The sequence below is a fragment of the Duodenibacillus massiliensis genome (assembly GCF_900128485.1).
Classification (GTDB): Bacteria; Pseudomonadota; Gammaproteobacteria; order Burkholderiales; family Burkholderiaceae_F; genus Duodenibacillus; species Duodenibacillus massiliensis.
This window is the reverse complement of sequence record NZ_LT635861.1, coordinates 593214-619355: the sequence shown is the minus strand read 5'-3', so window position 1 is coordinate 619355 and position 26142 is coordinate 593214. Positions and strand designations below refer to the sequence as shown.

26 protein-coding genes are annotated in these 26142 nt (G+C 57.7%); 6 read left to right on the top strand and 20 right to left on the bottom strand.

Annotation, left to right across the window (positions count from 1 at the left end):
- Positions 1-11 precede the first annotated feature (11 nt).
- From rbr to BQ7486_RS10360, 7 genes are all read right to left on the bottom strand, one after another.
- On the bottom strand, positions 12-683 hold the full coding sequence (gene rbr / locus BQ7486_RS10380) for a rubrerythrin (protein WP_074009946.1): 672 nt from the start codon (positions 681-683) through the stop codon (positions 12-14).
- Between the two features lie 190 nt (positions 684-873).
- Entirely contained in the window at positions 874-1209 is a 336-nt protein-coding gene (locus tag BQ7486_RS12550; protein ID WP_420865559.1) for a Fic family protein, read from the bottom strand.
- A 35-nt stretch (positions 1210-1244) separates the two neighbouring features.
- Complete coding sequence (locus tag BQ7486_RS11990) at positions 1245-1385, bottom strand: hypothetical protein (RefSeq protein ID WP_154666325.1); 141 nt, start codon at positions 1383-1385, stop codon at positions 1245-1247.
- Positions 1382-1558, bottom strand: a complete 177-nt coding sequence (locus tag BQ7486_RS11985; protein WP_022373801.1) for a hypothetical protein — start codon at positions 1556-1558, stop codon at positions 1382-1384. The genes BQ7486_RS11990 and BQ7486_RS11985 overlap by 4 nt, the downstream gene beginning before the upstream one ends.
- Before the next feature lie 149 nt (positions 1559-1707).
- Positions 1708-2487, bottom strand: a complete 780-nt coding sequence (locus BQ7486_RS10370; protein WP_235836789.1) for an anaerobic ribonucleoside-triphosphate reductase activating protein — start codon at positions 2485-2487, stop codon at positions 1708-1710.
- Between the two features lie 7 nt (positions 2488-2494).
- Entirely contained in the window at positions 2495-2677 is a 183-nt protein-coding gene (gene nrdD / locus BQ7486_RS10365) for an anaerobic ribonucleoside-triphosphate reductase (RefSeq protein WP_022373803.1), read from the bottom strand.
- Positions 2678-2746: 69 nt separating this feature from the next.
- The gene (locus BQ7486_RS10360) at positions 2747-4771 is read right to left on the bottom strand and encodes a ribonucleoside triphosphate reductase (protein WP_022373804.1); all 2025 of its coding nucleotides are present in this window, start codon (positions 4769-4771) and stop codon (positions 2747-2749) included.
- A 602-nt stretch (positions 4772-5373) separates the two neighbouring features.
- Here BQ7486_RS10360 and BQ7486_RS10355 point away from each other — a divergent pair.
- Complete coding sequence (locus tag BQ7486_RS10355) at positions 5374-6180, top strand: sulfite exporter TauE/SafE family protein (protein ID WP_074009944.1); 807 nt, start codon at positions 5374-5376, stop codon at positions 6178-6180.
- Between the two features lie 62 nt (positions 6181-6242).
- Here the strand turns inward: BQ7486_RS10355 and rng are convergent, their stop codons facing one another.
- The gene (gene rng, locus BQ7486_RS10350; RefSeq protein WP_235836788.1) at positions 6243-7718 is read right to left on the bottom strand and encodes a ribonuclease G; all 1476 of its coding nucleotides are present in this window, start codon (positions 7716-7718) and stop codon (positions 6243-6245) included.
- A gap of 105 nt (positions 7719-7823) precedes the next feature.
- Here rng and leuC point away from each other — a divergent pair, with 105 nt between their 5' ends.
- On the top strand, positions 7824-9236 hold the full coding sequence (gene leuC / locus BQ7486_RS10345) for a 3-isopropylmalate dehydratase large subunit (RefSeq protein WP_074009942.1): 1413 nt from the start codon (positions 7824-7826) through the stop codon (positions 9234-9236).
- 11 nt (positions 9237-9247) lie between these two features.
- On the top strand, positions 9248-9889 hold the full coding sequence (gene leuD, locus BQ7486_RS10340) for a 3-isopropylmalate dehydratase small subunit (RefSeq protein WP_074009941.1): 642 nt from the start codon (positions 9248-9250) through the stop codon (positions 9887-9889).
- A gap of 85 nt (positions 9890-9974) precedes the next feature.
- On the opposite strand, the gene BQ7486_RS10335 is transcribed toward leuD, so the two are convergent.
- From BQ7486_RS10335 to BQ7486_RS10325, 3 genes are all read right to left on the bottom strand, one after another.
- The gene (locus BQ7486_RS10335) at positions 9975-11066 is read right to left on the bottom strand and encodes a cation diffusion facilitator family transporter (RefSeq protein WP_074009940.1); all 1092 of its coding nucleotides are present in this window, start codon (positions 11064-11066) and stop codon (positions 9975-9977) included.
- 200 nt (positions 11067-11266) lie between these two features.
- Positions 11267-12607 (bottom strand): argininosuccinate synthase, encoded by a 1341-nt coding sequence (argG, locus tag BQ7486_RS10330; RefSeq protein WP_074010139.1) that lies wholly within the window; start codon positions 12605-12607, stop codon positions 11267-11269.
- Positions 12608-12869: 262 nt separating this feature from the next.
- Entirely contained in the window at positions 12870-13412 is a 543-nt protein-coding gene (locus BQ7486_RS10325) for a biotin transporter BioY (RefSeq protein WP_022373812.1), read from the bottom strand.
- Between the two features lie 240 nt (positions 13413-13652).
- On the opposite strand from BQ7486_RS10325, the gene BQ7486_RS10320 reads away from it, so the two are divergent.
- Positions 13653-13847 (top strand): hypothetical protein, encoded by a 195-nt coding sequence (locus BQ7486_RS10320; RefSeq protein WP_143183147.1) that lies wholly within the window; start codon positions 13653-13655, stop codon positions 13845-13847.
- A 3-nt stretch (positions 13848-13850) separates the two neighbouring features.
- On the opposite strand, the gene BQ7486_RS10315 is transcribed toward BQ7486_RS10320, so the two are convergent.
- Entirely contained in the window at positions 13851-15806 is a 1956-nt protein-coding gene (locus BQ7486_RS10315; protein WP_022373814.1) for a sensor histidine kinase, read from the bottom strand.
- Positions 15807-15830: 24 nt separating this feature from the next.
- The gene (locus BQ7486_RS10310) at positions 15831-16778 is read right to left on the bottom strand and encodes an LAPAL motif-containing putative phage structural protein (protein WP_022373815.1); all 948 of its coding nucleotides are present in this window, start codon (positions 16776-16778) and stop codon (positions 15831-15833) included.
- A 126-nt stretch (positions 16779-16904) separates the two neighbouring features.
- On the opposite strand from BQ7486_RS10310, the gene BQ7486_RS10305 reads away from it, so the two are divergent.
- Both BQ7486_RS10305 and BQ7486_RS10300 read left to right on the top strand, forming a co-directional pair.
- Positions 16905-18431, top strand: a complete 1527-nt coding sequence (locus tag BQ7486_RS10305; RefSeq protein ID WP_084765903.1) for a tyrosine-type recombinase/integrase — start codon at positions 16905-16907, stop codon at positions 18429-18431.
- Positions 18432-18523: 92 nt separating this feature from the next.
- Positions 18524-19495, top strand: coding sequence for a DMT family transporter (locus tag BQ7486_RS10300; protein WP_074009938.1), 972 nt, complete (start codon positions 18524-18526; stop codon positions 19493-19495).
- Here BQ7486_RS10300 and BQ7486_RS10295 read toward each other — a convergent pair whose 3' ends face one another.
- From BQ7486_RS10295 to ccmE, 7 genes are all read right to left on the bottom strand, one after another.
- The gene (locus BQ7486_RS10295; RefSeq protein WP_074009937.1) at positions 19496-20263 is read right to left on the bottom strand and encodes an SIMPL domain-containing protein; all 768 of its coding nucleotides are present in this window, start codon (positions 20261-20263) and stop codon (positions 19496-19498) included.
- Positions 20264-20511: 248 nt separating this feature from the next.
- Positions 20512-21153 carry a DJ-1/PfpI family protein gene (locus BQ7486_RS10290; protein WP_204207018.1) on the bottom strand — a complete coding sequence of 214 codons (642 nt, stop codon included), beginning with the start codon at positions 21151-21153 and terminating at the stop codon, positions 20512-20514.
- A gap of 163 nt (positions 21154-21316) precedes the next feature.
- Entirely contained in the window at positions 21317-22600 is a 1284-nt protein-coding gene (gene ccmI / locus BQ7486_RS10285) for a c-type cytochrome biogenesis protein CcmI (protein WP_074009936.1), read from the bottom strand.
- Between the two features lie 3 nt (positions 22601-22603).
- A complete protein-coding gene (locus BQ7486_RS10280; protein WP_022373821.1) occupies positions 22604-23095 on the bottom strand; it encodes a cytochrome c-type biogenesis protein in 492 nt (163 codons plus the stop codon).
- Complete coding sequence (locus BQ7486_RS10275) at positions 23092-23625, bottom strand: DsbE family thiol:disulfide interchange protein (protein WP_074009935.1); 534 nt, start codon at positions 23623-23625, stop codon at positions 23092-23094. The genes BQ7486_RS10280 and BQ7486_RS10275 overlap by 4 nt, the downstream gene beginning before the upstream one ends.
- A 2-nt stretch (positions 23626-23627) precedes the next feature.
- On the bottom strand, positions 23628-25601 hold the full coding sequence (locus tag BQ7486_RS10270; protein ID WP_074009934.1) for a heme lyase CcmF/NrfE family subunit: 1974 nt from the start codon (positions 25599-25601) through the stop codon (positions 23628-23630).
- 37 nt (positions 25602-25638) lie between these two features.
- Complete coding sequence (gene ccmE / locus BQ7486_RS10265; protein ID WP_022373824.1) at positions 25639-26130, bottom strand: cytochrome c maturation protein CcmE; 492 nt, start codon at positions 26128-26130, stop codon at positions 25639-25641.
- Between the last annotated feature and the right edge of the window lie 12 nt (positions 26131-26142).

Sequence of the window (26142 nt, the reverse complement as noted above, 5' to 3'; positions counted from 1 at the left end):
AGAAGCACTGATTAGTAGTTCGTGGCGCGAACTTCGAAGAAGCTCTGCGAGTGGTGGCAGACCGGGCAGACTTCCGGAGCTTCGGTACCGACAACAATGTGACCGCAGACGCGGCATTCCCACATCGTCATTTCGCCCTTGAAGAAGACGTGCTTCATCTGAACGTTGTTGAGCAGCTTACGATAACGTTCTTCGTGGGTCTTTTCGATGGCGCCGACCATACGGAACTTGGCTGCGATTTCAGAGAAGCCTTCTTCTTCGGCTTCCTTGGCAAACGTTGCATACATGTCGGTCCATTCGTAGTTTTCGCCGTCGGCGGCAGCCTTCAGGTTAGCGGCCGTGTCGCCGATGCCGCCCAAGTATTCAAACCAGAGCTTGGCATGTTCCTGTTCATTGCGGGCCGTGGTCAGGAAGATTTCCGCGAGCTGTTCATAGCCTTCGTGACGAGCAACGGAAGCGAAGTACGTGTACTTGTTGCGGGCCTGAGATTCACCGGCGAAGGCAGACCACAGGTTCTTTTCAGTCTTGGTGCCGGCGAGCTTGGACGTGCAGCCGCAGCTCTTCTTTTCTTCAACGACGGGTTCGAAGTAGGAGGCGTCCTTGTGGCAGACGGGGCAGATGTAGTCAGCGGGGAGGCTGTCGCCTTCATAGATGTAGCCGCAAACCTTGCAACGGAATTTCATGTTTTTCTCCTGAAATGTTGACGAACCACCGCAGACATTTTTTCTGCAGCGAAGCAGGAAAGCCGCAAAACCTCCCGCGCCTCAGGGCCAGTTCTAATTTTAATGATGGGGCCGGCCCGGCTCTTATTAAAGTCGGATTGAATTCTAGGCTTCACCCTCTTTTAAAAGATAGTTAATTGCCATATGGCGCTTATAGCTTTTTGTCATGCTGACAAGGCTCAAATCTGCGGTCGATGCCTGCAGTTTCTGCCCCGGTCACTGCGCTGCCGGCCGTTGCCGCAACTGTACGGTCAACGGGAAGATTTTCGAGAACCCGGGCCGCCGCCTCTCCTCCGAGAGCGCCCTGCGCGGCATTAACCGCCAGAGACGAAAGTCTTTGCACCGCATCGGTTGTTGCACTCACGTCGTGTCCGCTGCGCAACAGAAAAAGTAACGCCGAGAGAACGGCCGTGCGTTTGTTGCCGTCAGAGAAAAGATGCGCCCGGGCTAGCGGTGAGAGCAGTTCTCCTGCCGTCCGGAAAACCACCGCATCCGTTGCCGTGCTGCAGGTAAGCTTCAGTTTCACGCCGCCAAAAGGCCGTTAATGCGCTCTTTCAGGAATCCGGGCGCCTGCGCTGAAGCCAGCCCCCGGAAGCGCATCAAAACGGCGTCGTGCATGAGGCGGATTTCCCGCCCGGTCAGAACTGTCCGTATGCCGCTCATTTGTCCTCCAGGTTTTTCAACAGGACCTTCCACTTTTCGATCAGGGCGGCAATATCATCGGGCAGTGTTTCTCCGCCCGGCTTTCCTGCTGCAGCCGGAAACTTTCCCGAGCCTGCGGCGCGGAGCCGGCCTTTGTCTTCAAGCGCTTTAACGGGCTTCTGATGCAGACACATCGCTTTCTTTCTTCGTGTTGATCACGAAGAAATCGTCGGCAGATATGCGTCGTTTTATGTCGTAGAATAAATCCCGAACATCCGGCAAAAAAGAAAAAGCAGCCCGCGGCCGCGGGCGCAAGACTGCTTCATCTGACACGGAAAAAACGCTACCCGCGCCTTAATGTGAAGTGCTCAAACTGTGCTTTGAGACGGGCAAGAAGTTCTTCGCCCGGGTAGTCGCTTCCTACTTTCGCGAGTTTCAGGTCAATGTGCGGCGCCGGACGGAAAATCTGCAGAGCGTATGTTTTGCAGCCGCGCTCTGCGAGCCAGTCGGCAATTTCACCGATTGCTTCCGCCGAGAGAAAATCCGGATGCGCCGTCGTGCGCGCTTCATAAGAAACGCCGCTTGCGCGCACCACCTCAAAACTTTCGCGAAACGCTGCGGCGCTCCCCTTACGCTGCGTGACGGCTTCAAAAAGCGCGGCGTTTTCCGGCGGCGCCTTCACATCAAGCCCCACCCAGTCAACAAGTCCGATCACTTCTTTTAGGTGCCGCGGATAGGAGCCTGAGGTGTGCAGTCCCACGGCCATCCCAAGCGACTTCACCTCCTCTATCGCACTTTTGAGCGCGGGGTCGGTGAGCGGCTCGCCGCCTGAAAACACCACGCCGTCCAAAAGACCCTTGCGGCGGGACAGGAGCTTTTCAAGTTCCTCCCACGAGCTGTGTTCCAGATCCGGCGCAAACGCGCGGCTCTGCATCCAGGGGTTCTGACAGTAGATGCACTGCCAGGGACAGCCCTGCAGAAACGCCACCGCCGCGAGCTTTCCGGGAAAGTCGATGCTCGCAAAGGGGGTGATGCCCGCCACCTTCAGGTGCCGTGCCTCAAGACAAAAATCCGCGCCGGGAGTCTGTGCCTCAGCGCGGATCGGAATCGCTTCGTGATTCACGCCGCAGTTACTTGCTGCAGCCGCACTTCGATTCAACGAAGTACTTGCGTTCCTCGAATTCGCCCTTCTTGCCGATGTTGAAGGACTGAACCGGGCGGTGGTATCCCATCACACGGGTCCAGACTTCGCAGGGCTGACGTTCGCTGTCCTTTAATTCAACTTCCTGAGTTTTTGTTGTGTTCTGGTCCATTTCATGACCTCCCTTTTTGGTTAACGAAACTTTAATACCGGCGGCCGCGGCCGCACAGAGATAAAACACTTACGCGGCCGCCTTTTCCTTGGCCGCAAGCGCCGCACGCTTTTTGGCAATGAGCTCAGCGTCGCAGATCGGGCAGAAATCGTGCCGTCCCGGGATGTAGCCGTGCTTGGGGCAGATCGAGAACGTGGGCGTGATCGTGATATAAGGCAGACGAAACCGCGTGAGCGTTCTTCTCACGAGATCCCGGCAGGCCTCAGCCGAACTGATCGCCTCGTTCATGTACAGGTGCAGCACCGTGCCGCCCGTGTACTTCTTCTGCAGATCTTCCTGCATCTCAAGCGCCTGGAAGGGGTCGTCGGTGAAGCCCACCGGCAGCTGCGAAGAGTTGGTGTAGTAGGGATTCTTGGGCGTTCCCGCCTGCAGAATATTGGGGAAACGCTTTTTGTCTTCCTTCGCGAAGCGGTACGTTGTGCCTTCCGCGGGCGTTGCCTCAAGGTTATACATGTGGTCGGTTTCGGCCTGAAACTGCACGAGCCTTTCACGCACGTGATCCAGGAACCGCACCGCAAAGGCGTGGCCCCAGTCGGTTGTGATGTCGTCGGTGTCGCCGGTGAAATTGCGGATCATCTCGTTGATGCCGTTCACACCGATCGTGGAGAAGTGGTTTCTGAGTGTGCCGAGATAGCGCTTCGTGTACGGGAAAAGCCCCTGATCGATGTGGCGCTGAATGACCTTACGCTTGATTTCCAGGGACTGCTTGGCAAGATCGAGGAGATGATCAAGACGCTTGTAGAGCTCTTCTTCGTTGCCCTTATAGAGGTACCCGAGGCGCGCGCAATTGACTGTCACCACACCCAAAGAGCCCGTCTGCTCGGCCGAGCCAAAGAGGCCGTTGCCGCGCTTTAAGAGTTCCCGCAAATCGAGCTGCAGACGGCAGCACATCGAGCGGATCATGTTGGGCTTAAGTTCCGAATTGATGAAGTTCTGGAAGTACGGCAGCCCGTAGCGCGCCGTCATGTCAAAGAGGCGCAGGGCATTGGGGCTGTCCCAGTCAAAGTCCGGCGTCATGTTGTAGGTCGGAATCGGGAACGTAAAGACACGGCCCTTCGCGTCGCCCTTCATCATGACTTCGATGTAGGCGCGGTTGATCATGTCCATTTCGGCCTGCAGTTCCCCGTAGGTAAAGGGCTGCTCTTCGCCGCCGATCACCGGGTGCTGATGCTTTAAGTCCTCAGGACACGTCCAATCAAAGGTGAGGTTTGTAAAGGGCGTCTGCGTACCCCAGCGGCTCGGGACATTGAGGTTGTAGATCAACTCCTGAATGCACTGCAGCACTTCATGGTACGGCAGATGATCCTTCCGGATGTAAGGCGCCATGTAGGTGTCAAAGGACGAGAAGGCCTGAGCGCCCGCCCATTCGTTCTGCATCGTGCCCAAAAAATTCACGATCTGACCGGTGGCTGAGGAAAGGTGCTTGGGTGCCCCGGCTTCAACCTTGCCCGGCACACCGTTAAAGCCTTCGGTGAGCACCGTGCGCAGCGACCAGCCCGCGCAGTAACCCGAGAGCATGTCAAGGTCATGAATGTGAATGTCGGCATTGCGGTGCGCGGCACCGATTTCAGGCGTGTAGATGTAGTTGAGCCAGTAGTTGGCGACGACCTTGCCGGACACGTTGAGAATGAGGCCGCCCAGACTGTAGCCCTGGTTAGCGTTGGCGTTGACGCGCCAGTCGAGCTGATCGAGGTACTCGTTGATGGAACTTTCCACATTGACCCAGCTTTTTTTGGCGTCACGGCTCTTGGCGCGCTGTTCGCGGTAAACGATGTAGGCCCTGAGTGTGGCGAAGTACCCTGAGTCAAAAAGGGCGTGTTCAACCGCGTCCTGCACCTGCTCAATGTTGGGCGTCACAAGGTTTAAGGACTTGATCTTGGGAATCACGAGCGTTTCGCACATTTCCTGCGCACGCTTTTCCCCGAACTCACCGGTCGCCTTGCCGGCTTTGGCAATAGCCGCCGTAATTTTGGCGGCGTCAAAAGGTTTGACGCTGCCGTCGCGTTTGACCAGATGTTCGGGCATGATGGACATAAGTGAACTCCTCTTTATTCTTTTAGTGTTTCCCCGGCAATAAAGAGCCGCAACGGACGGCACGGGCATTACCCGCGCCCCGGTCATAAGGCTCTGTCGGGAAAAAACGGACCGCAGGCCGGTAAGTCCTGCGGCATCACTTTGGTTCTCAGGACAATAACGGCCAGTGCTTGTGGTGTCAATCTTAAAGCCCCACTACCAATAGTAGAATTTAAATTAAAAACTATCCGTAAAATCAGGCGTTTGAGGTGGAGCATGAGGCTTTCCGCCGGTACCCTAAACGCCACAGGGGTTTTCCCTTTGAGCCCTCAAACGCCCTCTCAGAGCGGGTTTCAGTGCCTGACCCGGCGTCTAGGTGAATACACCTATTTGATATTACCTAGGCAATTGATATAGTTCGTAGCGGATCGAGCGGTAGCCGATCCGAATCTCCCTGTGCGGAACGCTCCCGAGGGGCCGTTTTCGAAGTTCTCCCTCTTCCAAAGCGCGCATTGAAGCGTTTCGCATTTTCAGCCCGATTGCACGTGTGTGCCGTCGGGCGTTTTTTTGTCCCGGTTTTTCTAAAATTGCGGCCTTGCCCGATTTTCCGGGTGGTTTGAATCATGACTGAACTTCTTTCCTTTGCAGAACTTTTCTGCGTCGGTATCGGCGTGGGGCTTGTGGGGGCGCTTCTGGGCATCGGCGGCGGCCTCATCATGGTGCCGCTTTTCATGCTCACGATGATGACCCCGAACGGCACGACCTTTCAGACCGTGCAGCAGGTGATCGGCACGAGCCTTTTCGGCGTATTTCTCAATTCGGTCTCAGGCACCATCGCCTACATCCGCCAAAAGCGCGTGATGTTTCGTGCGGCCCTGCCCTTTGCAGCGGCCACGATCCCGGGCGCCTTTTTGGGGAGCTATGTCACCGAATACTTCTCGGGCCCCGGCTTTTCAATAACTTTCGGCGTGTCGCTTGCCGCGCTCGGCATCTTCATGTTTTTAAAAAGCCGCAGCAGGCGCGCCACGGCCCGCGTGGAAGACTTTGACGTCGCGCATGCCGAGTTTTCCTACACTATCGGCATCACGCTTTCCTTCTTTGTGGGCTTTATCTCGTCGATTTTGGGTATCGGCGGGGGCGTCGTGCACGTACCGATAATGGTCTTTATCCTCGGATTCCCGGCGCAGATTGCCGTGGCAACCTCCACCTTTGTGCTGATGGTGAGTTCCGTGATCGGTGTTGCCAGCCATGCAATGCTCGGTCACATTGTCTGGACCGCAGCCGTTGCGGTGGGGTGCGGCGCTTTTGTCGGCGCACAGTTCGGCGCCAAGATTGCAAAGAAAATCCGCCCGTCCTGGATTGTGATCCTTCTGTCGGCCGTTATGGTTCTTTTAGGATGTGAGCTCTTCTGGAGAGGCGTCAGCGCTTAAGTGCACAGCGCTTGCGAAACGAAAGGCCGGCTGATTTTATCCAGGCCGGCCTCTTTTTTAGCTCAGAGCAGGATCACGTCGTACTCTTCCTGGCTGTAGCAGCCCTCCACCTCAAGCGTCACGGGCTTACCCATAAAGTCCTGCAGAAGGTCCAAGGCGGGCGCCTCGTCTTCCAAAAACATATCAATCACGCTTTGCGAAGCAAGGATCTTAAATTCCCTGGCATCGCGGTACTGCTTGAATTCCCGCACGATCTCCCGGAGGATGTCGTAGCAGACGGTGCGCGCGGTCTTAATCTGCCCCCGCCCCCCGCAGACCGGGCACGGTTCGCACAACACGTGCGCAAGCGACTCACGGGTGCGCTTGCGGGTCATCTCAACGAGCCCCAGTTCGGTGAATTCGGAAATGGTGTGCTTGGTGCGGTCAGAAGCCGCGGCGCGCCTTAATTCAGACAACACCGCCTGGCGGTGCTCCTCGCAGACCATATCGATGAAGTCGATGATGATGATTCCGCCCAGGTTTCTCAGACGCAGCTGCCGGGCAATGACCTGAGCGGCTTCGAGATTCGTTTTAAAGACGGTTTCAGAGAAGTCCCGGCGGCCCACAAAGGCCCCGGTATTGACGTCAATCGTTGTCATCGCTTCAGTCTGGTCAACGACCAGATAGCCGCCGCTTTTCAATTCCACACGGCGCCCGAGGGCTTTTTCAATCTCCTCGTCCACCCCGTACATTTCAAAAAGAGGCCGGTCACCGCTGTAGTGCTCGATCTTATCGAGAGCCGCCGGCACAAACCGGCGGGCAAATGCTCTGAGGTTTTCACAGGTGCGGCGGCTGTCAACCAAAATCCTTCGGGTTGTAGCCTGCACCATGTCCCTTAACACCCGCTGCGAAAGCGACAGATCCTCATACAAAAGCGAGGGCGCGGGCTGACGCGAGCGCTTTTCCTCAATCTCGCTCCAGAGGCGCTTCAGGTAAGTCATGTCCTCGAGAAACTCGCTGTCTTGAGCCCCCTCTTCGGCGCAGGTTCTGACGATGTAGCCGCCTTTTTCCGTTTCAGGCCTGAGGGCCGTCACGCGGCTTCTGAGTTCCTCTCTGAGCGCCTCATCTTCAATGCGCTGGCTCACGCCGATATGGTTGTCGTGGGGCAGATAAACGAGCTTGCGGCCTGCAAGCGAAATCGTGGTCTTAAGCCGCGCACCCTTGGTGCCGATAGGATCCTTAGCGACCTGCACCATCAGGCACACGCCCTCGCAGAGAATCTTTTCGATGGGCTTCATGATGCCGTCGGGGCCGTGCGCGCTTTCGATGTCCATCACATGGAGAAAGCCGGTGCGCTCAAGTCCGATGTCGATAAAGGCGGACTGCATGCCAGGCAGCACCCGGATCACTTTCCCCTTATAGACGTTACCCACAAGCCCGCGGCTTTGCGTGCGCTCAATATGCACGTCTTCAAGGATATCGTCGACGATCACCGCCACGCGGTTTTCCCGCGGCGTGCAGTTAATGAGAATGTCTTCCATAGAAAGCGCTTCCGGCATGGTTGTCTTTGCTTGGCCGACATAATAGCCAATAGCCCGGCAACGGTTTGGCTTATGGCCCGGGCCTATACTCACAAAAAAACATGAACCTCCAGGAGACAACCCGTGCCCAAGACGCTCTACGAAAAAATCGTCGCTGCGCACACCGTCAAACGTATCGACGCCGCCACCGTGCTTCTTTACTGCGATGTGCACTTCGCCAATGAATACACGTCGCCCCAGGCTTTTGCCGGGCTCGTTGACAGGGGACTCACTGTCCCGGTACCTGACGCGCATCTGTGTGTGGTCGACCACATCCTTCCGAGCATCGATGAGTCACCGCGCCGCATTTACGATGAGAAAAGCCGCATTCAGGCCGAGACGCTTCAAGCCAACTGCCGCCGTTTCGGTATTGACGCCTTTTACGGCCCCGACGATCCGGATCAGGGTGTTGAGCACGTCGTAATGGATGAGCAGGGACTCGTGCGCCCGGGGATGGTCGTGATCTGCGGCGACAGCCACACCACAACGCACGGTGCCTTAGGTGCCCTGGGTTTCGGGATCGGAACGTCGGAAATCGAACATATTCTCGCAACGCAAACGCTTGTCTACCGCACGGCGGGCACGATGCGCATCACGCTTACCGGAAAACTGCCCGAGGGGTCAACCGCCAAAGATCTCGTGCTCACGGTTTTGCGCAAAATCTCCGCGCGCGGCGCCCTGGGGATGGTCGTTGAATACTGCGGCAGTGCCGTTGACGCGCTCACCGTTGAAGAGCGCATGACGCTTTGTAACCTCACGGTGGAAGCCGGTGCCCGCGGGGCACTGATTGCACCGGACACGAAAGCGCTGGCCTGGGTCAAAGGCCATGCAGTCGGCATGACCGAAGATGAGTTCAAAGCCATGTCAGACTACGCTGCAACGCTCACAACGGACGCCGGCGCGCACTTTGATAAAGAAGTCACGCTTGATGCCTCAGAAGTTGCTCCCATGGTGACCTGGGGCACGAGCCCCGATCAGGCCGTGCACTTTGACGAAGCGATTCCCGCACCCGAGAGCTTCGCCGATCCCGTGGCGCAGGCGGCTGCCCGCCGCGGACTTGCCTATCAGGGACTTACCGCCGGACAGGCTCCTGCCGGCACCCCCGTGCAGCATGTTTTTATCGGCTCCTGCACCAACGGCCGCATTTCGGACCTTCGGGAAGCCGCTGCCGTTCTTAGGGGCCGTCACGTGGCGCCGGGCGTACGCGCCCAGGTGATGCCCGGTTCCATGCGCGTGCGCCGTCAGGCCGAACGCGAGGGTTTAGCCGACATCTTTAAGGCCGCCGGCTTTGAATGGCGCAAGAGCGGCTGCACGCTGTGCCTTGCGATGAACGGCGACATACTGGAGGCCGGCGTGCGCTGCGCCTCCACCACCAACCGGAACTTTGAGGGCCGCCAGGGGCGGGGCGCCCGCACGCACCTTGTGAGTCCCGCGGCCGCGGCTGCCGCAGCCGTGACCGGTGTGCTTACCGATCCGAGAACGTTAAAACGCCTGTGAGGACTAACGCCATGGAAAAATTTACAACGCTCACGGCCGTAGCCGCACCGCTTCCCGCCGACAATATCGACACCGATCAGCTCATGCCCAAGCAGTTTCTGCACGGAATCGACAAATCGGGCCTTGCGCAGGGGTTGCTCTATAACCTGCGCTTTGACGGCAACGGTCGGCCTAATCCGGATTGTGTCTTTAATAAGCCGGGCTTTGAAAAAACGGAAATTCTTGTCGCCGGCCCGAACTTCGGCTGCGGCTCAAGCCGCGAGCATGCGGTCTGGGGGCTTATGCAGTTCGGAATCCGCGCGGTCGTGGCCGCCGGATTCGGTGAAATCTTCTATTCCAACTGCTTTAATAACGGACTGCTTGCGGCCAAAGTAACGCCTGAGGATGCGGCGCAACTTTTAAGCGTCCTCTCGGACGCCGTGCCGGTTTCACTCAAAATTGATCTGCCCGCGCAGACCATTTCCGCGGCTGGCGGCCTGACGGTCCCCTTTACGGTTGCGGAACGCCACAAGATGATGCTGCTTGAGGGCCTTGACATGCTCGAAGCGACGATGAAAGACAAGGCAGCCATTGAAGCCTTCCGGCGTGAACATGAAGCCGCCTACCCCTGGATGGCGGGGCTGCCCGGCAAAGCCCGGCGGCTGCGCGGATAAATTCTGCTGACCTCAGTTCTAAAAAACGGACGGCCCGAAAGGAAAACGCTTCCGGGCCGTCCGTTTTTATATATCTTTCCGATGACTACGAAGCGCGCCGATGCGGGCAGTCGCTGTTTTCCGGCCGGCTGCAGCAGAAGCGGCAGCCGTCTTTGGGCCGCCAGCGGCACTGCCGTTCCATATCGGCGTTTTCCGGCTGCAGCGTGATGTGATCAATCGCAAAACGTTCGCGGATGAGCTCCCGGGCTTCGGTTAATGCCAAAGGCCAGTCACAGTTGGGTTCCAGATGCAGATGCGCCATCACGGCGGAATGTTCCGGAGCCATCGTCCAGACGTGCAGATCGTGCACTTCCACGACACCCTTAACGCTCATGAGCGCGTCGCCCACGTCCTGATAATTCACCCCTTCGGGAACGGCGTCCGTCAACACGCGCGTCGTGTCCTTAAAGACGCCCCAGGTCGCATGCAGCACGAGGAAACAAACGACAAAGGAGAGAATCGGGTCAGCCAGTGCAAATCTGTCGCCCCCGAAATAAATCAGAGCGCCCGACGTGATTGCCGCCACAGACCCCAAAAGGTCACCCAACACATGCACGAAGGCCGCGCGCGTATTAACGTTTTTCTGATCGCGCGACAAAGACCAGGCCACCGCAATATTGATCAGCAGACCGATCACGGCAACGATCATGACCGAACCACCGGCAATGGGCGGCGGATTCTGGATGCGGTCAAGGGCCTCCACAAAAATCCAGACGACCACAGCAAGCATCGCGATGCCGTTCACAAAGGCCGCAAGCACCTCAATGCGCCCGTGACCGAAACTGTGGTTGTAGTCCACGCCCTTGCGGGAAATGATGTTTGCAACGAGGGCAAACAAGAGGCTTGCGGAATCGGTGACCATGTGCCCTGCGTCACCCACGAGGGCCAGTGAATTCGCCCAGAGGCCACCGATTAACTCAACTACGGAAAAACCGAGCGTCAAAACAACCGCGAGGCCCAGCACACTGAAGCGCACCCCCTGCGAGGCGTGGTTGTAGTCTGCGTCACCGGTGTCGTGACCAGAGTATTCCTGAAGTGTTTCCTTCCCCTTGAGATTCAGATCTCCCGTTGATTCGGAATTCGGGGCTGCAGTCAAAACCTGCGTCTCCTGCCCGGCCGGATTCTTGATATCAGTCATTGCCTACGAAGGCGCCTTCGAGCGTTGCCTCCGCCGTTAAAACAAACAATAAAAAACTCCTCCGTCACGCGGAGCGTTCTGACTGAACAGAAACACCCGCCGTCAACGAAGGAGCGTTTTGGTGACCGAGAATTGTTTACATTTACTGCCGGACACTGCAGAGCTTCCCGATCGCGGCTCTGCAGCACCCTTACCATGCGTTACTTCTCCTTACGGCCCGTCAACATCGGAACCACAGAGCCTTCACCGCCCGTGAGCAGCCCGGTCTTGGCGTAGGTCTGCAGCTTGGCGCGCGTATCGGTGATGTCGAGGTTACGCATCGTGAGCTGACCGATACGGTCCACGGCCGTAAACATCGAGTCACCCTTTTCCATCGTCAGACGCGACGGTTCATAGGTGAGGTTCGGAGAACGCGTATCAAGGATCGTGAAGTCATTGCCGCGGCGCAGTTCAAGGTCGACTTCGCCCGTAATCGGACGCGCAACCCAGCGCATCGCGCTTTCACGCAGCATGATGGCCTGGCTGTCAAACCAGCGGCCCTGATACAGGAGACGCCCGAGCTTGCGGCCGTTGATGTGGTACTGCTCGATGGTGTCTTCGTTATGAATGCCCGACAAGAGACGCTCGTAGGCAATGTAAAGAAGCGCCATCCCCGGGGCTTCGTAGATGCCGCGGCTCTTGGCTTCAATAATGCGGTTTTCGATCTGATCGCTCATGCCGAGGCCGTGACGGCCGCCGATACGGTTGGCTTCCATCATGAGTTCGACGGCATTCTTGAATTCCTTGCCGTTTAACGCAACGGGCATGCCCTCTTCAAAGCGCACCGTCACTGTTTCCGGATCGATCTTCACGGACTCATCCCAGAAGCGCACGCCCATGATGGGTTCAACGATCTTCATGGACTTGTTGAGGTGCTCAAGGTCCTTGGCTTCGTGCGTGGCACCGAGCATATTGCAGTCGGTGGAATAGGCCTTCTCGGCCTTCATGCGGTAGTTGAAACCTTCAGCATTCAAAAAGGCCGACATTTCGGCGCGGCCGCCGAGTTCCTTAATGAACTGAACGTCAAGCCAGGGCTTGTAGATCTTCAGATTCGGGTTGACGAGAAGACCGTAGCGGTAGAAGCGTTCGATGTCGTTGCCCTTATAGGTCGAGCCGTCGCCCCAGATGTTCACGCCGTCGTCGCGCATGGCGGCAACCAGCATCGTGCCGGTGACGGCACGGCCGATCGGCGTGGTGTTGAAGTACGGAATCCCGGCCGTGGCGATATGGAAAGCCCCGGACTGAATGGCCGCAATGCCTTCAGCGACGAGCTGCGGACGGCAGTCGATCAGGCGCGCCTTCTCGGCACCGTACTCGAGCGCGCGGCGCGGAATCGATTCGTAGTCGTCCTCATCGGGCTGGCCGAGGTTCGCCGTGTAGGCGTACGGGAACGCGCCCTTGTTCTTCATCCAGCGCAGGGCTGCCGAAGTATCGAGACCGCCCGAAAAAGCGATGCCGACCTTCTCGCCGACGGGAACACTTTGCAGAATCGTTTGAGACATTGTGTGTGCACTCTTAAAAAAACCGACGAGAATCTGACGATCGCCGGCAAACAGACACCCCGGAAAAAGCGTGAGACGCACGTGCGCTGCCGCTCGCCCGGGAATTCAAAATTTGACAGTATGAAATTATAGATCCTGCGCCCTCCCGTCAATACGGCGTTTATCTCAAATGGTTGCGCAGGAACAAAAGAAAGTCCCGAAAAGCCGCCCGCCGCGCGTACGGACAGCCTTTTCGGGACTGATACCTTTTGAGCTCAGCCTATCAGCGGCGTGCAGCCTTCACAATAAGCGCTCCGAGCACACTCTTTAAGAGTCCGCCCACGACAAAGGGCGCAGCACCCACGGCAACGGCCTTGGCTACGGGCATTGCCAGCACGGCGGCAAGCCAGGCAGTACCCAGCGCGAGGCACAGGGCATTACCCGCAACCATCGCGGCAAGCGTACGGAGAAATCCGCCTTTACCGGCCAAAAATCCCGTCACAAAAGCTACGACCGGGAAGGTGTAAAGGTATCCGGCCGTGGGACCCACCATGGCTGCAAGCCCGCCGTTACCCATCGCAAAAAGCGGGAGCCCGGAAAAGCCGCAGGCAACCCAGGCTGCGGTCACAGCGGCCCCGAGACGCGGCCCCAGAAAGACGCCCGTGAGCGTCACGGCAAGCGTCTGCATCGTCATCGGCACCGGCCCCACGGGCACGGCGATATGTGAAGATGCCGTCAGAAAAGCAAAGGCAATGACGGCGCCCAAAACCTGCTGAAGGCGGCGCTTCTCACCGGACTTTGCCGGTGCGGTAAGGATTGTTGACATGGTTTCTCCCTGTTTCAATAGGATAGGTTTCTGAGCCCGCAGAAGAGCTCGGTAACGCGGCATCGTAGGCAAAAGAAAAGTGCGCTTCAAGCCGTGCAGCAACTTGCGTGAAGCACCTGCGAAAACCCCGCTTTTCAACTTGTTTTGATGTTACTCACACAAAATACCCGCTCTTTTACGCTACAGCGTAATTTCCTGCGCAATTTTGCGGGCTTACGGGTAGCATCGGAAGACGACTATGTGCCGCGCATCACGCTTTTAATCGGACTGTTTGTGGTGCTCGTCTGGGCCGTGCATGTGCTCTACAGCTACACGGCCGCCTTTGCCGGACGGCGTATGAAGGGAAAGATCTTTTACATAATTCTGAACCGCACAAGCGCCGTGCTCTTCTGGCTGCTCGCAGCCGGCGTTTTCTGGAATATCGCCGGCCGCTAGCAGTTACATCGCGGTATGTTCGGGCATCTCCGCGCGCGGAATGTCCAGGGCAAAGGTCATGCCGCCCTTGGGGTTGGGCGTGGCAACAAGGCGCCCGTGATGGCGCTCGGCGATGCTGCCGATGATCGAAAGCCCCAGGCCGAGCCCCGTTGATTTACTCGTAACGAGCGGCTGCATGAACTTATCGACATCATGCTGCGTTATTAAGGCCCCGTTATCCTTCACCTCAATGCGCCAGTACTTGTCTTCGGCGTAGACGCGCACCGTGATTTCAGCGTCGGGCCGCCCCTCGAGCGCATCAGCTGCGTTTTTAAGAAGGTTTAAGAGCGCGAGCTCAATTTCCCAGTTGTCGATCTCAGCCCAGAGATAAGGATGCACGGCCTTTCGGATCGGGGCGTCTGTGCGTTTACTTCTGCGGAACGTTTCAATCGCGCGCTCAATGCAGATACTCATGTCCGAAACCTTGAGTTCCGGATTCTGGTGCTTGGCGTAAGCGCGCACGCGGTTGACGATTTCGCTTGCACGTGTGCCCTGTTCCACGATTTCCTCGAGCACTTCGGTAAGCATCTGCGGATCAAGCGCCCCGCGCTTGGCACGGCGCAAAAGGCCGTTCGCAAAGTTCGTGATCGCGCCCAGGGGTTGCTTCAATTCGTGGGCAATCATTGTGGACATCTGCCCGACGATACCGGTGCGCTCAAGGTTGGCGATATGGTCGCGGCTGGCCGCGGCCTGCTTTTCGATGCGGCTTCTGTCAGCCATCGCTTCCCTGAGCTGGCGCGTCCTGAGGCGCACCATTACGGAGACGAGAAACGCGTAGCAGAGAATAAAGACAACCCCCAAAACCAAAGCGAAGAAAAAGCTCGTCTGCTCCCGCACAAAGCGCTCAAAGCTCCAGCGCGCCAGGTGCTCGTAGGGGCCGATCTTGAGATCGAAAAAGAGATCGTGCACGGCGCGGTTGGAAACGGGAAAGCCCCAGTCGCTTCCCTTACCGAACCCCGGCATCACGTAAAGCGACGCGCTCACGGCCTTGGTGAGCTGCGGGTCGGTTCCGGGCGTCACGGCAAAGTACCAGCTCGGGTAAAGCTCGGTGCTGCGTGCGCACATCAGGGGCCCGCCTTTTCTCAGTCCGAGATAGCGCAGATTGTCCGGATGAATGCCGCGCTCGGAGGCCAGATGTTCCAGCGCGCACGCGGGCAGTATCCCCACATCCGCGGTCTTGCGCTCAAGCACCGCTTCCACCACGTTTAAGGGATTGATGCCGTAATAAACCACGCCCTTTAAAAGGACGTTGGGCACAAGGCCTCTTTGCAGCAGATCGCGCCGCGGCACGAGGGTGCCTTCAAAACTCACCGGAGATGTCGCCGCCACGGGGCGCCCCTTCATCTGTTCCACGGTGAGAATATCGGTGTCGGTGCGGGTGAAATAGACCGCGCCGATACTTTCCTTGGGATCACTCGTTTCAGTGGACCAGAGACTTGCCAGGCCCTTTAATCCCGCAAGCGCTTCCATTTCGCTGTAAAACGCGGAATCGGCAAGCACAAAATCCAGACGCCCGGACTGCAGTTCTTCCTGCAGATCTTTTTTACCGTAACTCAGAACCTCCACATTGTCGCGCCCGAAGGTGTGATAAAGCTGCTCAAGGGTGGAACGCACCATTTCGCCGCGGTCCACGAGCTGCGCTTCGGTAATGATGCCCACGCGCATCGGTGCGGAAAAGGCATAAGTGGGCATACCTTCGCGCTCACCGTCTCCGTTTTCTCCGGACACGATTTTGACGGTGGCGCGCTCAATGCTTTTGGTGAGCGCCGGATCCAGAAACGGAGCGATGTTTTCCACGGCGTCGGGCGCCTGCGCGGGCGCGGTGCTGCGGCTGATGGCAAAGTCAGCTTTAACGGCGCCGTAAACACCGATAAAAAGCAGAACAACAACGACAGCCAGTACGCGGATACGGTTTTTCACGTGATTTCCCGGATTTAAAGCAGACTAGATGCCGGGCATCGGCAGGTGACGGCCGGGCTTGCGGTGATCGACCACACGCACGATGTCATACGTACTCTTAAGGCCCTCGGGAGTCTGCACGGTCGTGACATGCATGTTGACGACCAGAATTTCACCGGGCTTCAGAGCAAACACGCCGTTATCGATGATGTTTAAGAAGGCCTTGTCGCACATACGGGCCCTGATTGTCTGAGCACCGTCCACGAACGTCCAGAAGCGGTCATTGCAGAAAACGGGCGCGGCAAGCGCAAGAGCCATCGTGCGGGTTTCATCGACCAAAAGCACGTCACGCGGCTCAGGCATGGCAAGGGCCGAGACTGCGCGGGCATCAAGCCTGCAGAGTTCGGCGTTCTCATTGCGGTCCGTAATGATCATGCGGGAGACTTCCGCGGAAGCCAGAGCCTTGGCGATCTCGGCAAGGCCCCTGCGCACTTCAATGTGACGCCAGAGGCGGTAGGCGTCGTTCGTGATATGCCAGAGCTGATCGCCCGCTTCAATGTCAACTTTGTCACCCACGAGGTCAATGCGGTCGGGTTCGCGCCCGTCCATGGCCAGTAAAAGCGGCACAAGCCCGGTCTGCGTACCCTCTTCCACTTCGGCTTCACCGGGTTCTGCCAGATCCTTCTGATACCACCCCAAAGCCCGCATCACGGCCGCGGGCTGCGGATTTTCGTACCGGCTCTGACCGGAGAGCCACGCACGGCGGGCCATGCCGAAGTTACTCCTGAACCCGAGATCGATCTCATAGGCCCCCGCCTTATCCTTGCGGCGCACATCCACTTCCGGATCCACAAGGTAGCCGTAGAGCGCACGGGTTGCATTGGTGAGCAGCCGGTCCATGCCGATAATGGTTCTGGAGACGGCACTGTCTTCTGAGGTCGTACCCTGATGCAGTGCGCCTTCAAGCGTCAGATCAAATGCAGCAAGCGACACGTTCTTCTCCCACCTACAATTAGACTTGTTTGTTGTTTGGATACGGACCGTTGCGGTCCGTGATGCAAAGGTTTCAATTTTAACGCGCGCGGGCTTTGATTTTTCATCAGTCCGCGGGCCAAAGACATGCAGATCATGGCCGGTATTGAGGTTTTGGACGATGACATCGAAACGGCAGCCCTGGCTGACGTGTTGCCCGCGGATCTCGCGCATCGTGTGGCGGCGCCACTGACCGAATTCGGGCTGCTCACCCCGGAAGATCTCTACGAGTGTGCCGCCAACGTGGGCGGCAACTGGTACCGGCAGCTGCAGGGACTCTCACGCGAAGACGCCGTGGCACTCATTGACTGGATGAAGAGCGCTGTTCCGGGCCTCGGAGAAATCACCGCGCGCTTTTATCCGCCGGGCGAAGCACCTGAATCGCTTAAAACCCGGGAACCGGCTTCAGACTGTGCTCTTGCTGTCCGGCCGATGGAAGAAATGCAGCTTGCGGGCGACCTCTCGGGCCGCCTCGGCACCAACCGCGTCGGTCGCGGCGGGATGCTTGAGGCCGGCAACGACCTTGAGGCCGTGAACCAATGGCTCGCGGCACGCGCCGTCAATCCCAACACCCGCGCGCAGTACCGCAAGGAAGCCGAGCGCTTTATTCTCTGGTGCACGCTTGAGCGGGGACTTGCCTTAAGTTCCATCACCGCCAAAGACGCCGCCCTTTTTCCCCGGTGGCTTGAAGGCCTCGGGCGCACGGATCCGGCCGTCTGGCAGCAACTCTGGAAAGAACCTCAGGCACTTTGGATCGGCCCGAAAAATGCCGCAAGAACGTCGCCGGCATGGCGGCCCTATAACGGCCCCTTAACCGCCACAAGCCGCAAAACAAGCCTGACCGTGATCCGGCTTCTCTTCAGTTTTCTCGTCAAAACCGGCTATCTGCAGTACAACCCCTTTGATCAGGTCTCAGGCAAAGTGAGGCTTCTTCCGGGCGAAGGTGCCCCGCGCGATTTTGCCGACAGGTCGCTGTCTGAATCCCAGTGGGAAGACGTGCTCGAGTACTTGGACAGCCTTCCGGAAAACCTCGCTTCCGCCCGCATCCGCGTGGTGCTCTGTCTCGGTAAGGGCCTCGGGATGCGCGCCTCTGAAATCATTCACGCCCAAGCCGGGTGGCTCGTGACGCGGCGAATCGGCGACGATGATCTTCTCGTGATCGAAATCGTCGGCAAGGGCGACAAGGTAAGGCGGCTGCCCGTAAGCAGCGAAGCGCTTGACGCCATCAATCTCTACTTCAGCCTCAGAGACCTCCCCCCGGTTTTAAAAGCCGATCCCAAAACAGCGCTTGTCGCCAGTCTCGGGATCGGGCGAAAAAAGGACCCCGCAAGCCTTACCGCGATTTCGCGCTCGGGGCTGTACAGGGCACTGGAAAATTTCTTTGAGGGCGCTGCGCTTGCCGCTGAAGACAAAAGTCCCGCAGACGCCGCCAAACTCCGGGCCGCCTCGACCCACTGGCTGCGTCACACCTTTGCCTCCTGTGCCTTGCGCACCATGGACATCAACGTCGTGCAAAACGCGATGGGCCACGCCTCAATCGGCACCACAAGCCGTTATCTGACGCCCGAAGACGCGCAGATTGCAAAGGCCATGAAAAACATGTCACCGATCTGACGGACGTTTTCCTCAGATCAACGCCGCCGGACTTTCGCTGCCGCCCTTCGTAATATCATCCGCCCGTTTTCGTTAAGGCAGACGGTGCAGGAATGCAGTTATCCAATTCCACCAAAGGTATTTTGCTGGCGTTACTCGGTGCAAGCGCCTGGGGCGCGATGGGTGTTGCGGGCCAAAACGTCCTGCAGCACTTTTCTTTTACACCCTGGGGCCTTGTGAGTCTCAGGCTTCTTTGTGCCGGAAGCATTCTTCTGATTCTGCTGTTTCTGCAGCGCGGAAAAGCTGCTCTTGCTCCCATGCAAAATAAGCGCGACGCCTTTGACATCACGCTTTGCGGCATCATGATCGGAGTGTCGCAACTCACGTTTTTCCTCGCGATTTTTTACCTTAACGCCGGCACCGCGACCATTTTCCAGTCGATGACGCCCTTATTCGTGGTGCTCTACCTCGCGCTTTTTGCCCACAGACGTGTGCGGGTCTTTGAGATGGGCTGCATGCTCTGCGCCGTGGTGGGCGTAACGCTTCTTGTCACCAAGGGGGACTTAAGCTCGGTTCATCTCTCCCTCACCGGGTGCCTGTGGTCGCTTGCCGCGATCATCACCTTTATCATCTATACGCTGCAACCCAAACGCGTCATGGCGCGCGTCGGAGGCACAACACCCGTTGTGAGCTGGGGGATTTTTATCGGCGGCGTTATTGCCTGCTTTATCAATCCGCCCTGGACCTCTCACGCACAGTGGACCTGGGAGTCCTCGCTTTGCTTTGCCTTTATTGTGATCGTGGGGACCGTCATTGCGCTTACGGCGTTTCTTGCAAGCACCCGCTACATTTCGCCTGCAATTGCCTCGATGCTCACAAGTGCCGAACCGCTCGTAGCCGTGGTTTTGTCGGTCATGCTGCTCGGAGTCACCATGACGTGGATTGAAATTTTTGGCGGCGTCATCATTGTGGTAGCGGTGACAGCACAGTCACTCAACGCCCGGCGCCTTGAAAAAGAACAGGCGCAGGTCGAGGCCGTTTTGTCAGCCCGTCGCCGCGCCCGCGCGAATGTGGAAAAACAGTGATTAACGGATAACGGCCTTTGCCTGCACCGTCATCGTCACCGACGTATCACCGGCTTCAAAAACCGGGAGTGCAGCGCTTGCCTTACCGGCTGCGGCGTCCATCACGGCACTGGCCCTGAGCATCCGGGGCGCATAGTAGTTGCCGCTACCGTTAAAGGAGAGACTTTCAATCCTCACGTCAGAGGCGGTCTTGCCGAGCGCTTTGGCCGCTTCCACAGCTTTTTTGGCGGCGTTTTCAATCGCCATACGGGTGAGCGTCCCCTGCATAGCTTCCTGCGCTTCGCGGCTCAGGGAGAAATTCACACTTTCAAAGGCAAAGTACTTCTGTGCTGCCTGAGCGATCTTGGCGGCGCTTTCCGCGTCCTTGACGGTGATCTGCACGTTCTGACGGACCTGCCAGCCGGTGATCTTCGGGGCAGCAGTCTTTGTGCGCGCCGTCTTTACGGTGTCGCTGTAGTGCGGCCAGCTTGAGAGCTGCGTCGTTTCATAACGGGCATCGAGGCCAAGTTTTTTGAGTTCGGTGAGCCCCGTGTTCGTAGCTTCAATCACCTTGCGCGCAACGTCAGCCGCATCAGCACCGATTTCCGTGCAGTAGAGATTCACGACGGCTTCGTTGTTTGTCTGTGTGAGCGTTGCCTGACCGGTAAGCATCACTTCCGTACCGTTACGGCCCGTCTGCACACCTTCAGGAAGCTGAGCAAGCGCGGCAGAGCCGGCCGCGGCAAGCGTTACAAAAGCCAGAATCTTCAGAGAATGCGTTGCTCTCATTTTTTATGTCCTTTTTGTTGTTAAGTACTGCTCAGATCCTATTGTGCCCGCCTTTTTCCTTTAAAAACTCATTCTGCAACACCCCGAAACAGAGCTTTGCAAAGGCTCGCGCTCCGTAACGGCTGCGGCCCGGGAAGTTACAAAAAACCGCCGGACTCTCTGACAGAGACGGCGGTTTTTGCTGCAAAAGAGCAGAACGACATTACGGCGCCACGCAGTCGATGACGTTCTTCTGCACCCGCAGTCCGTTAACCTGCCGCAAACGGGTCGTCCGCCGGATCCGCGCTTTGGCGATACTCGGTAAATGCCGCAATACGGCGAGCTTCGTTTTCTCCATACCGGTCAGCAATAAACCCAAGCGCCATATCCATGCCGGCCGTAATACCCGAGGACGTGTAGAACTTACCGTCTGCTACCCGGCGGGCTTTCTTCTGCCAATTTACATCCGGCACGCACTTCATCACCATGGGCAGTGCCTTTTTGTTGCTCGTCGCTTTGCGTCCCTTCAGAAGTCCTGTCTGCGCCACGAGAAATGAGCCTGTACAAACCGTGAGCACATATTCTGCTTTTTGTGCCGCGGCTTTACCTGCCTCAAAAAACGCTTTCTCTTTGGGCAGAACCTGAGACACTGCGCCCGGCACAAGAAGAATTCTCACAGGATCCTCAGACACGAACTTTTCCGTCATCACCGGCACGCCCTGCGCGCTTTTGACAATGCCGCCGTCAAGCGACACAAACCGCATGGAGTCTGCAAGATTTCCGAGCATCTCCACCGGTCCCATAGCATCGATTGTTTCAAAACCGGGAAAAAACACGACGGTAAGATTGGCTTTTGCCGCGGTCGCGGTCGTTTGTCCGGCAACCGCAGGCAAAGCCGATGCCGGCATCATGAGCACCGCGGCTGCACTGCAGAGAGCCCGACGGCTCAGACGGGGTTTCAGACATCACTCATCTCCATCAAAAAGCACTTCAGACAACATAACGAAAAAAGCAGCGGGATCTGATTCCAGCTGCTTTTTCCGCTTAGCTTAAGGCGATACCGGAAGGCAAACCTTAAGGTACCACACGGTCAATCACAATCTTCACGCCTTCAGCCCCGACCTTAACGGTTCCGGCGGAACCCTCAAGATCGCCGGGACCGGGCATAAAGTTGCCGGAGCGTGAAACGCGCGCTTCAACAATGGCTTCCATGACGTCAGCCAGGGTCTTCACGCCCATTCCCATCTGGCTCATGCCGTCAAGGCGGAAACTCGCGGGAAGGTTTGCCGCATCCAGGCGGATAAAGGCAACCGGCATTTTGCTGCCCGTCACACTGCGTGCAAACACAAAGACCGTTTCCTTACCGGTGAGTTTTCCCTTCATCGCGGGGGCCACATCCACCGTTCCGGTAATAAAGACCTTACCGGGCGCCGCGGCCTTTTCCTTCACGGGCGCTTTGACCCCGGCAGGTGCCGGCTGCAGGGCGCTTGTCTCGGCAGGAAGTCCCCCCATGCGGCGGGCCTGCTCAATGTTTTCCGTGATCTGACGCCACTCTTCGCTGCCCTGCTCAGTGCCCGAACGCATGCGCTCCCAGTAAGTCACGGCACCCTTAAAGTCACGCTTGTCGTAGCAGAGCGTTCCCATCAGAGCCAGTGCCTTCCAGTGCATCGGATCGATTTTCAGAGCCTCCTCAATGAGTTCCTGAGGCTTACCTTCAATGGAACCTGTGGTCGCTGCCAGAACGTCCGCCCAGTCCGCGAGAACGTCCGGGTTGTGCGGCACAAGGCGGTTTACCTCAGCAAACGCGCGCGAACTTTCCTTCCAGTTTTTAAAGGACGCGTAGGTCTTGGCGAGCATCATCCAGCCGTCGGCGTTGTCGGGATTTTCCTTCAGACGGTCTTCCAGCAGTTTGATGGAATCCATCAGATCGGCTTCGGAGTGTCCCTGCATGCCGGTCATGTTCTGCTGCTGTTGCTGCATAAAGACCGGGTCCAGTGCCTGCGGAGACCCCAGGTACTCATACCCCACAAACGCAAGAACGGGGACAGCAACGACAATCACGAAGGCGGCGTAAAGCCCCTGACGGCCGTCGCGCCGCACGCTCTCCTCACCTTCAGCAGTCTCCTCGATCACACGGTGTTCGATTTCCGTCTTGGTCTCGGTGTACTCGTCCTCGGGAATTTTGCCAGCCTTGTAGTCGGCTTCAAGCTCGGCGTACTGAGCGCGCAAAAGCGCGAGGTTTTGCTCGGCTCTCACCTTTCCGGCATCCGCGCGGTGCTTTTTCACAAGCCCCCAGACGATGAGGGCAAGCCCCGCCGCCGTCAGAATCAGGGCACAGATAATGAATGTAATGAGCATCGGTTACTCTCCGCGCAAGAGGGCGTCAGCCTTTTTACGCTCTTCGGGCGTTAAGGCCGTTTCCGTCTTCTGAACCGTCTGCTTGCGGCGGCGCAGGTTGATGTAAAAGCCAAGAAGCGCCGCAATGAAGAGCACGACGGGCCCGAGCCACAAAATAGCCGTTGACGCCTTAAAGGGCGGCTTGTAGAGCACAAAGTCGCCGTAGCGGTCCACCATGTAGTCGATGATTTCCTTATCGCTGCGGCCGGCCTTGATCTGCTCAATCACCTGATTTCTCAGGTCCACCGCAAGTTCCGCATTACTTTCGGCAATCGACTGGTTCTGGCACACGAGGCAACGGAGCTGCTCGGAAATGCCCAGAACGCGCTTGTGCGCCACCGGATCAAACTGCGTGGGCGCTGCTTCATGCGGGGCGGCCGCGGCCGGCGCTTCAGCCGCCGCGTACGAAGCAGAGAACGCGCACAGGCCCGCTAATACACAGATGAGCTTTTTCATTGCGCCTCCAGCTTGTCAATCAGCGGTTTGAGTTCGTTTTTCCAGATTTCAGGCGTCACCGGTCCCACCACTTTGTGGCGGATCACACCTTTTTTGTCCACAAGGAACGTCTCGGGCGCACCGTAGACACCGAAGTCAATGGCGGTGCGGCCGTCAGCGTCCATCACGGACACGTCATAGGGATCTCCGAGGTTATCGAGCCACTGCAGTGCGGCAAAGCGCTTGTCACGGTAGTTGTAGCCCACGATGAAGATCTTTTCACCGGCACGCTTTAACTGCACGTAAAAGGGATGCTCGTACTGGCAGGACTCACACCAGCTCGCCCAGACGTTTAAGAGGTAGACCTTCCCGAGAAGATCCTTCTTGGTTACGGTCTTTTGCGGGTCATGAAGCTGAGGCAGAGAAAACTCCGGCGCCGGCTTGTCAATCAGAGCAGACGGAACCTTTCTCGGATCCATGTAAAGGCCCTTTAAGAGGAACCCGGCAAGAAACAGAAATATCGCAAGAGGAATCAGAAACTTCCAACGCATATTTAAGCCTCCTTCACTGCGGCGTCCGCACCCTTGTCTTCACGGCGGCGCAGACGGTAGCGTCTGTCGGTCATCGCCAAAAGGCCGCCCAAGGCCATGATGATCGTGCCCCACCAGATCCATGTCACAAAGGGCTTGGAGTAAGCGCGCACAATCCAGCCGCCGTCAGGCGTCGGCTCACCGAGACTTACATAGATGTCGCCGGTGATCGAGTGGCGGATCGCGGCTTCGGTCATGGGCATGGAGCGGGACGAGAAGTAATTGCGCTTTTCAGGATAAAGCCGCGTGATTTCCTTGCCTTCACGCGTCACGGTGAAGTCACCGCGCACAGCCGTGTAGTTCTGACCGCGCACTTCCTTCGTGCCGTTAAAGACAAAGCTGTAACCGGCAACCGTCACCTGTTCGCCCACGTACATGCGCACATCGCGTTCGGCCGGGTAGCCCTTCACAAGAGCCACACCGATCACAAAAACGGCCACGCCCAGGTGCGCGAGCTGCATGCCCCAGAAAGCACGCGGATGACGGAAAAGTTTCGCAAAGAAACTGCCCTGCATGTTGCGGCCGCGGTCGATGATGTTGTAGACCACGGTAATGGCAACCCAAACCGCAAGCGTCACGCCGATAAAGACCCAGTGGCTCCAGCGTCCCATGAGGAAAGGCACCACGGCGGCAATCACAATGGCCGCGGCAAAGCACCACCAGAGCTTCTTGGTAAGCGTAAGCGGATCGGCTTCCTTCCAGCGGGCAAACGGAGCCACGCCCAAAAGGAAGAGCATCGGCAGCATGATCGGCCCGAAGACCGAGTCAAAGTACGGGGGCCCGACCGAGATCTTGCCGGCGTTTAAAGCGTCAAGGAACAAGGGATAGAGCGTTCCCAGAAGAACCGCGCCCATCGCGACAACAAGAAGCACGTTGTTCACAAGAAGCATCGACTCGCGACTTACCATCGAGAAGTTGCCTCCGAGGCCCACCGTGGGAGCACGCCAGGCAAACAGAAGGAACGACAGGCCGATCACGATGATGAGGAAGGCGAGAATAAACACGCCGCGTTCCGGATCAGTCGCAAACGCGTGAACGGACGTGAGAACCCCCGAGCGCACGAGGAAGGTCCCAAGAAGCGAGAGCGAAAAGGTGATGATCGCAAGGAGCACCGTCCAGATCTTGAAGCACCCGCGCTTTTCCGTCACGGCAAGGCTGTGCATCAGCGCAGTACCGGTCAACCACGGCATAAAGGAGCTGTTTTCCACCGGATCCCAGAACCACCAGCCGCCCCAGCCGAGTTCGTAATAGGCCCAGTAGGAACCCAGACTGATGCCGAGCGTGAGAAGAATCCACGCCGCCGTCGTCCACGGACGCATCCAGCGCGCCCAGGCCACATCGAGCTTACCGCTGATCAGGGCTGCGAGCGCGAAGGCAAAGGGCACGGAAAAGCCCACGTAGCCCAGATACAGAAGCGGCGGATGAAAGACCATCCCCGGGTCCTGCAGCAGGGGATTTAAGTCAGCCCCTTCGGGAGCAGCCGGGAAAAGGCGCAGGAAGGGGTTGGAGGTAAAGAGCATGAACGCCAGAAAGCCCATGAGCACAAGGCCCATGATGCCTAAAACACGCGCCATCATTTCTTCGGAAAGCCGGCGGCTTGCGAAGGAAACAGCCAAAGCCCACCAGGAAAGCGTCACTGACCAGAACAGAATCGAGCCCTCGTGGCTGCCCCAGGTTGCCGCCACCTTGTAGTACCAGGGCAAAAGCGAATTGGAGTTGTTCGCCACGTTGAGCACAGTGAAGTCACTGATATAGAAGCAGTACGCGAGCGAGGCGAAGGCCACCGTCAGAAAAAGCGCGTTGGCGCTGGCGCACATGCGTCCGGCCGCCATCCAGGACGAGATTCCGCGGGCGGCGCCGACAAGCGGCAGCACCCCCTGAATCACGGCCACGATGAGCGCCAGAATCAGTGCAAAATGACCGATTTCCGCTATCACGGGATATCTCCCTTAACCGAGAAGTTTGTTGATTGAATTACTGCTTGGAGTGCGCCATCGACACACCCTCTTCGGCATTTTTATAGTCAGCCGTACGCATGGCGGCATGGGCCTTGTCCACAGCATCCTGCGCCTCAGGCGGCATGTAGTTTTCGTCGTGTTTAGCAAGCACTTCGCTGCAGACGAAAACGCCCTGATCGTTTAACTTACCCTGAGCCACAACGCCCTTACCTTCCTTAAAGAGGTCGGGGAGAATCCCCTTAAACTGCGCGGGGATCACGGCTCCGGTATCGGTGATGCCGAAACTCACCGTAACGCCGTCTTCAAGGCGCTTGACGGAGCCGGGCATCACCATCCCGCCCATACGGAAGGTACGGCCCTTGGGGGCTTCCTGCGCCTGCACCTGCATGGGGGAATAGAAAAACACCAGGTTTTCGTTAAAAGCGGAAAGCATCAGGTAGGCCCCGACGCCCACAACGGCAACCGCGCCGACAATCAAAGCCAGTCGTTTGGCAGCTCGATTCTCCATAGTTCTCTGCTC

Excerpts from the sequence above, each read along its gene's own strand:
- rbr (WP_074009946.1), bottom strand. The coding sequence starts at position 683 with ATGAAATTCCGTTGCAAGGTTTGCGGCTACATCTATGAAGGCGACAGC.
- BQ7486_RS11990 (WP_154666325.1), bottom strand. The coding sequence starts at position 1,385 with ATGAGCGGCATACGGACAGTTCTGACCGGGCGGGAAATCCGCCTCATG.
- BQ7486_RS11985 (WP_022373801.1), bottom strand. The coding sequence starts at position 1,558 with ATGTGTCTGCATCAGAAGCCCGTTAAAGCGCTTGAAGACAAAGGCCGG.
- nrdD (WP_022373803.1), bottom strand. The coding sequence starts at position 2,677 with ATGGACCAGAACACAACAAAAACTCAGGAAGTTGAATTAAAGGACAGC.
- BQ7486_RS10360 (WP_022373804.1), bottom strand. The coding sequence starts at position 4,771 with ATGTCCATCATGCCCGAACATCTGGTCAAACGCGACGGCAGCGTCAAA.
- BQ7486_RS10355 (WP_074009944.1), top strand. The coding sequence starts at position 5,374 with ATGACTGAACTTCTTTCCTTTGCAGAACTTTTCTGCGTCGGTATCGGC.
- rng (WP_235836788.1), bottom strand. The coding sequence starts at position 7,718 with ATGCCGGAAGCGCTTTCTATGGAAGACATTCTCATTAACTGCACGCCG.
- leuD (WP_074009941.1), top strand. The coding sequence starts at position 9,248 with ATGGAAAAATTTACAACGCTCACGGCCGTAGCCGCACCGCTTCCCGCC.
- BQ7486_RS10335 (WP_074009940.1), bottom strand. The coding sequence starts at position 11,066 with ATGACTGATATCAAGAATCCGGCCGGGCAGGAGACGCAGGTTTTGACT.
- argG (WP_074010139.1), bottom strand. The coding sequence starts at position 12,607 with ATGTCTCAAACGATTCTGCAAAGTGTTCCCGTCGGCGAGAAGGTCGGC.
- BQ7486_RS10325 (WP_022373812.1), bottom strand. The coding sequence starts at position 13,412 with ATGTCAACAATCCTTACCGCACCGGCAAAGTCCGGTGAGAAGCGCCGC.
- BQ7486_RS10305 (WP_084765903.1), top strand. The coding sequence starts at position 16,905 with ATGCAGATCATGGCCGGTATTGAGGTTTTGGACGATGACATCGAAACG.
- BQ7486_RS10300 (WP_074009938.1), top strand. The coding sequence starts at position 18,524 with ATGCAGTTATCCAATTCCACCAAAGGTATTTTGCTGGCGTTACTCGGT.
- BQ7486_RS10295 (WP_074009937.1), bottom strand. The coding sequence starts at position 20,263 with ATGAGAGCAACGCATTCTCTGAAGATTCTGGCTTTTGTAACGCTTGCC.
- BQ7486_RS10290 (WP_204207018.1), bottom strand. The coding sequence starts at position 21,153 with ATGATGCCGGCATCGGCTTTGCCTGCGGTTGCCGGACAAACGACCGCG.
- ccmI (WP_074009936.1), bottom strand. The coding sequence starts at position 22,600 with ATGCTCATTACATTCATTATCTGTGCCCTGATTCTGACGGCGGCGGGG.
- BQ7486_RS10280 (WP_022373821.1), bottom strand. The coding sequence starts at position 23,095 with ATGAAAAAGCTCATCTGTGTATTAGCGGGCCTGTGCGCGTTCTCTGCT.
- BQ7486_RS10275 (WP_074009935.1), bottom strand. The coding sequence starts at position 23,625 with ATGCGTTGGAAGTTTCTGATTCCTCTTGCGATATTTCTGTTTCTTGCC.
- ccmE (WP_022373824.1), bottom strand. The coding sequence starts at position 26,130 with ATGGAGAATCGAGCTGCCAAACGACTGGCTTTGATTGTCGGCGCGGTT.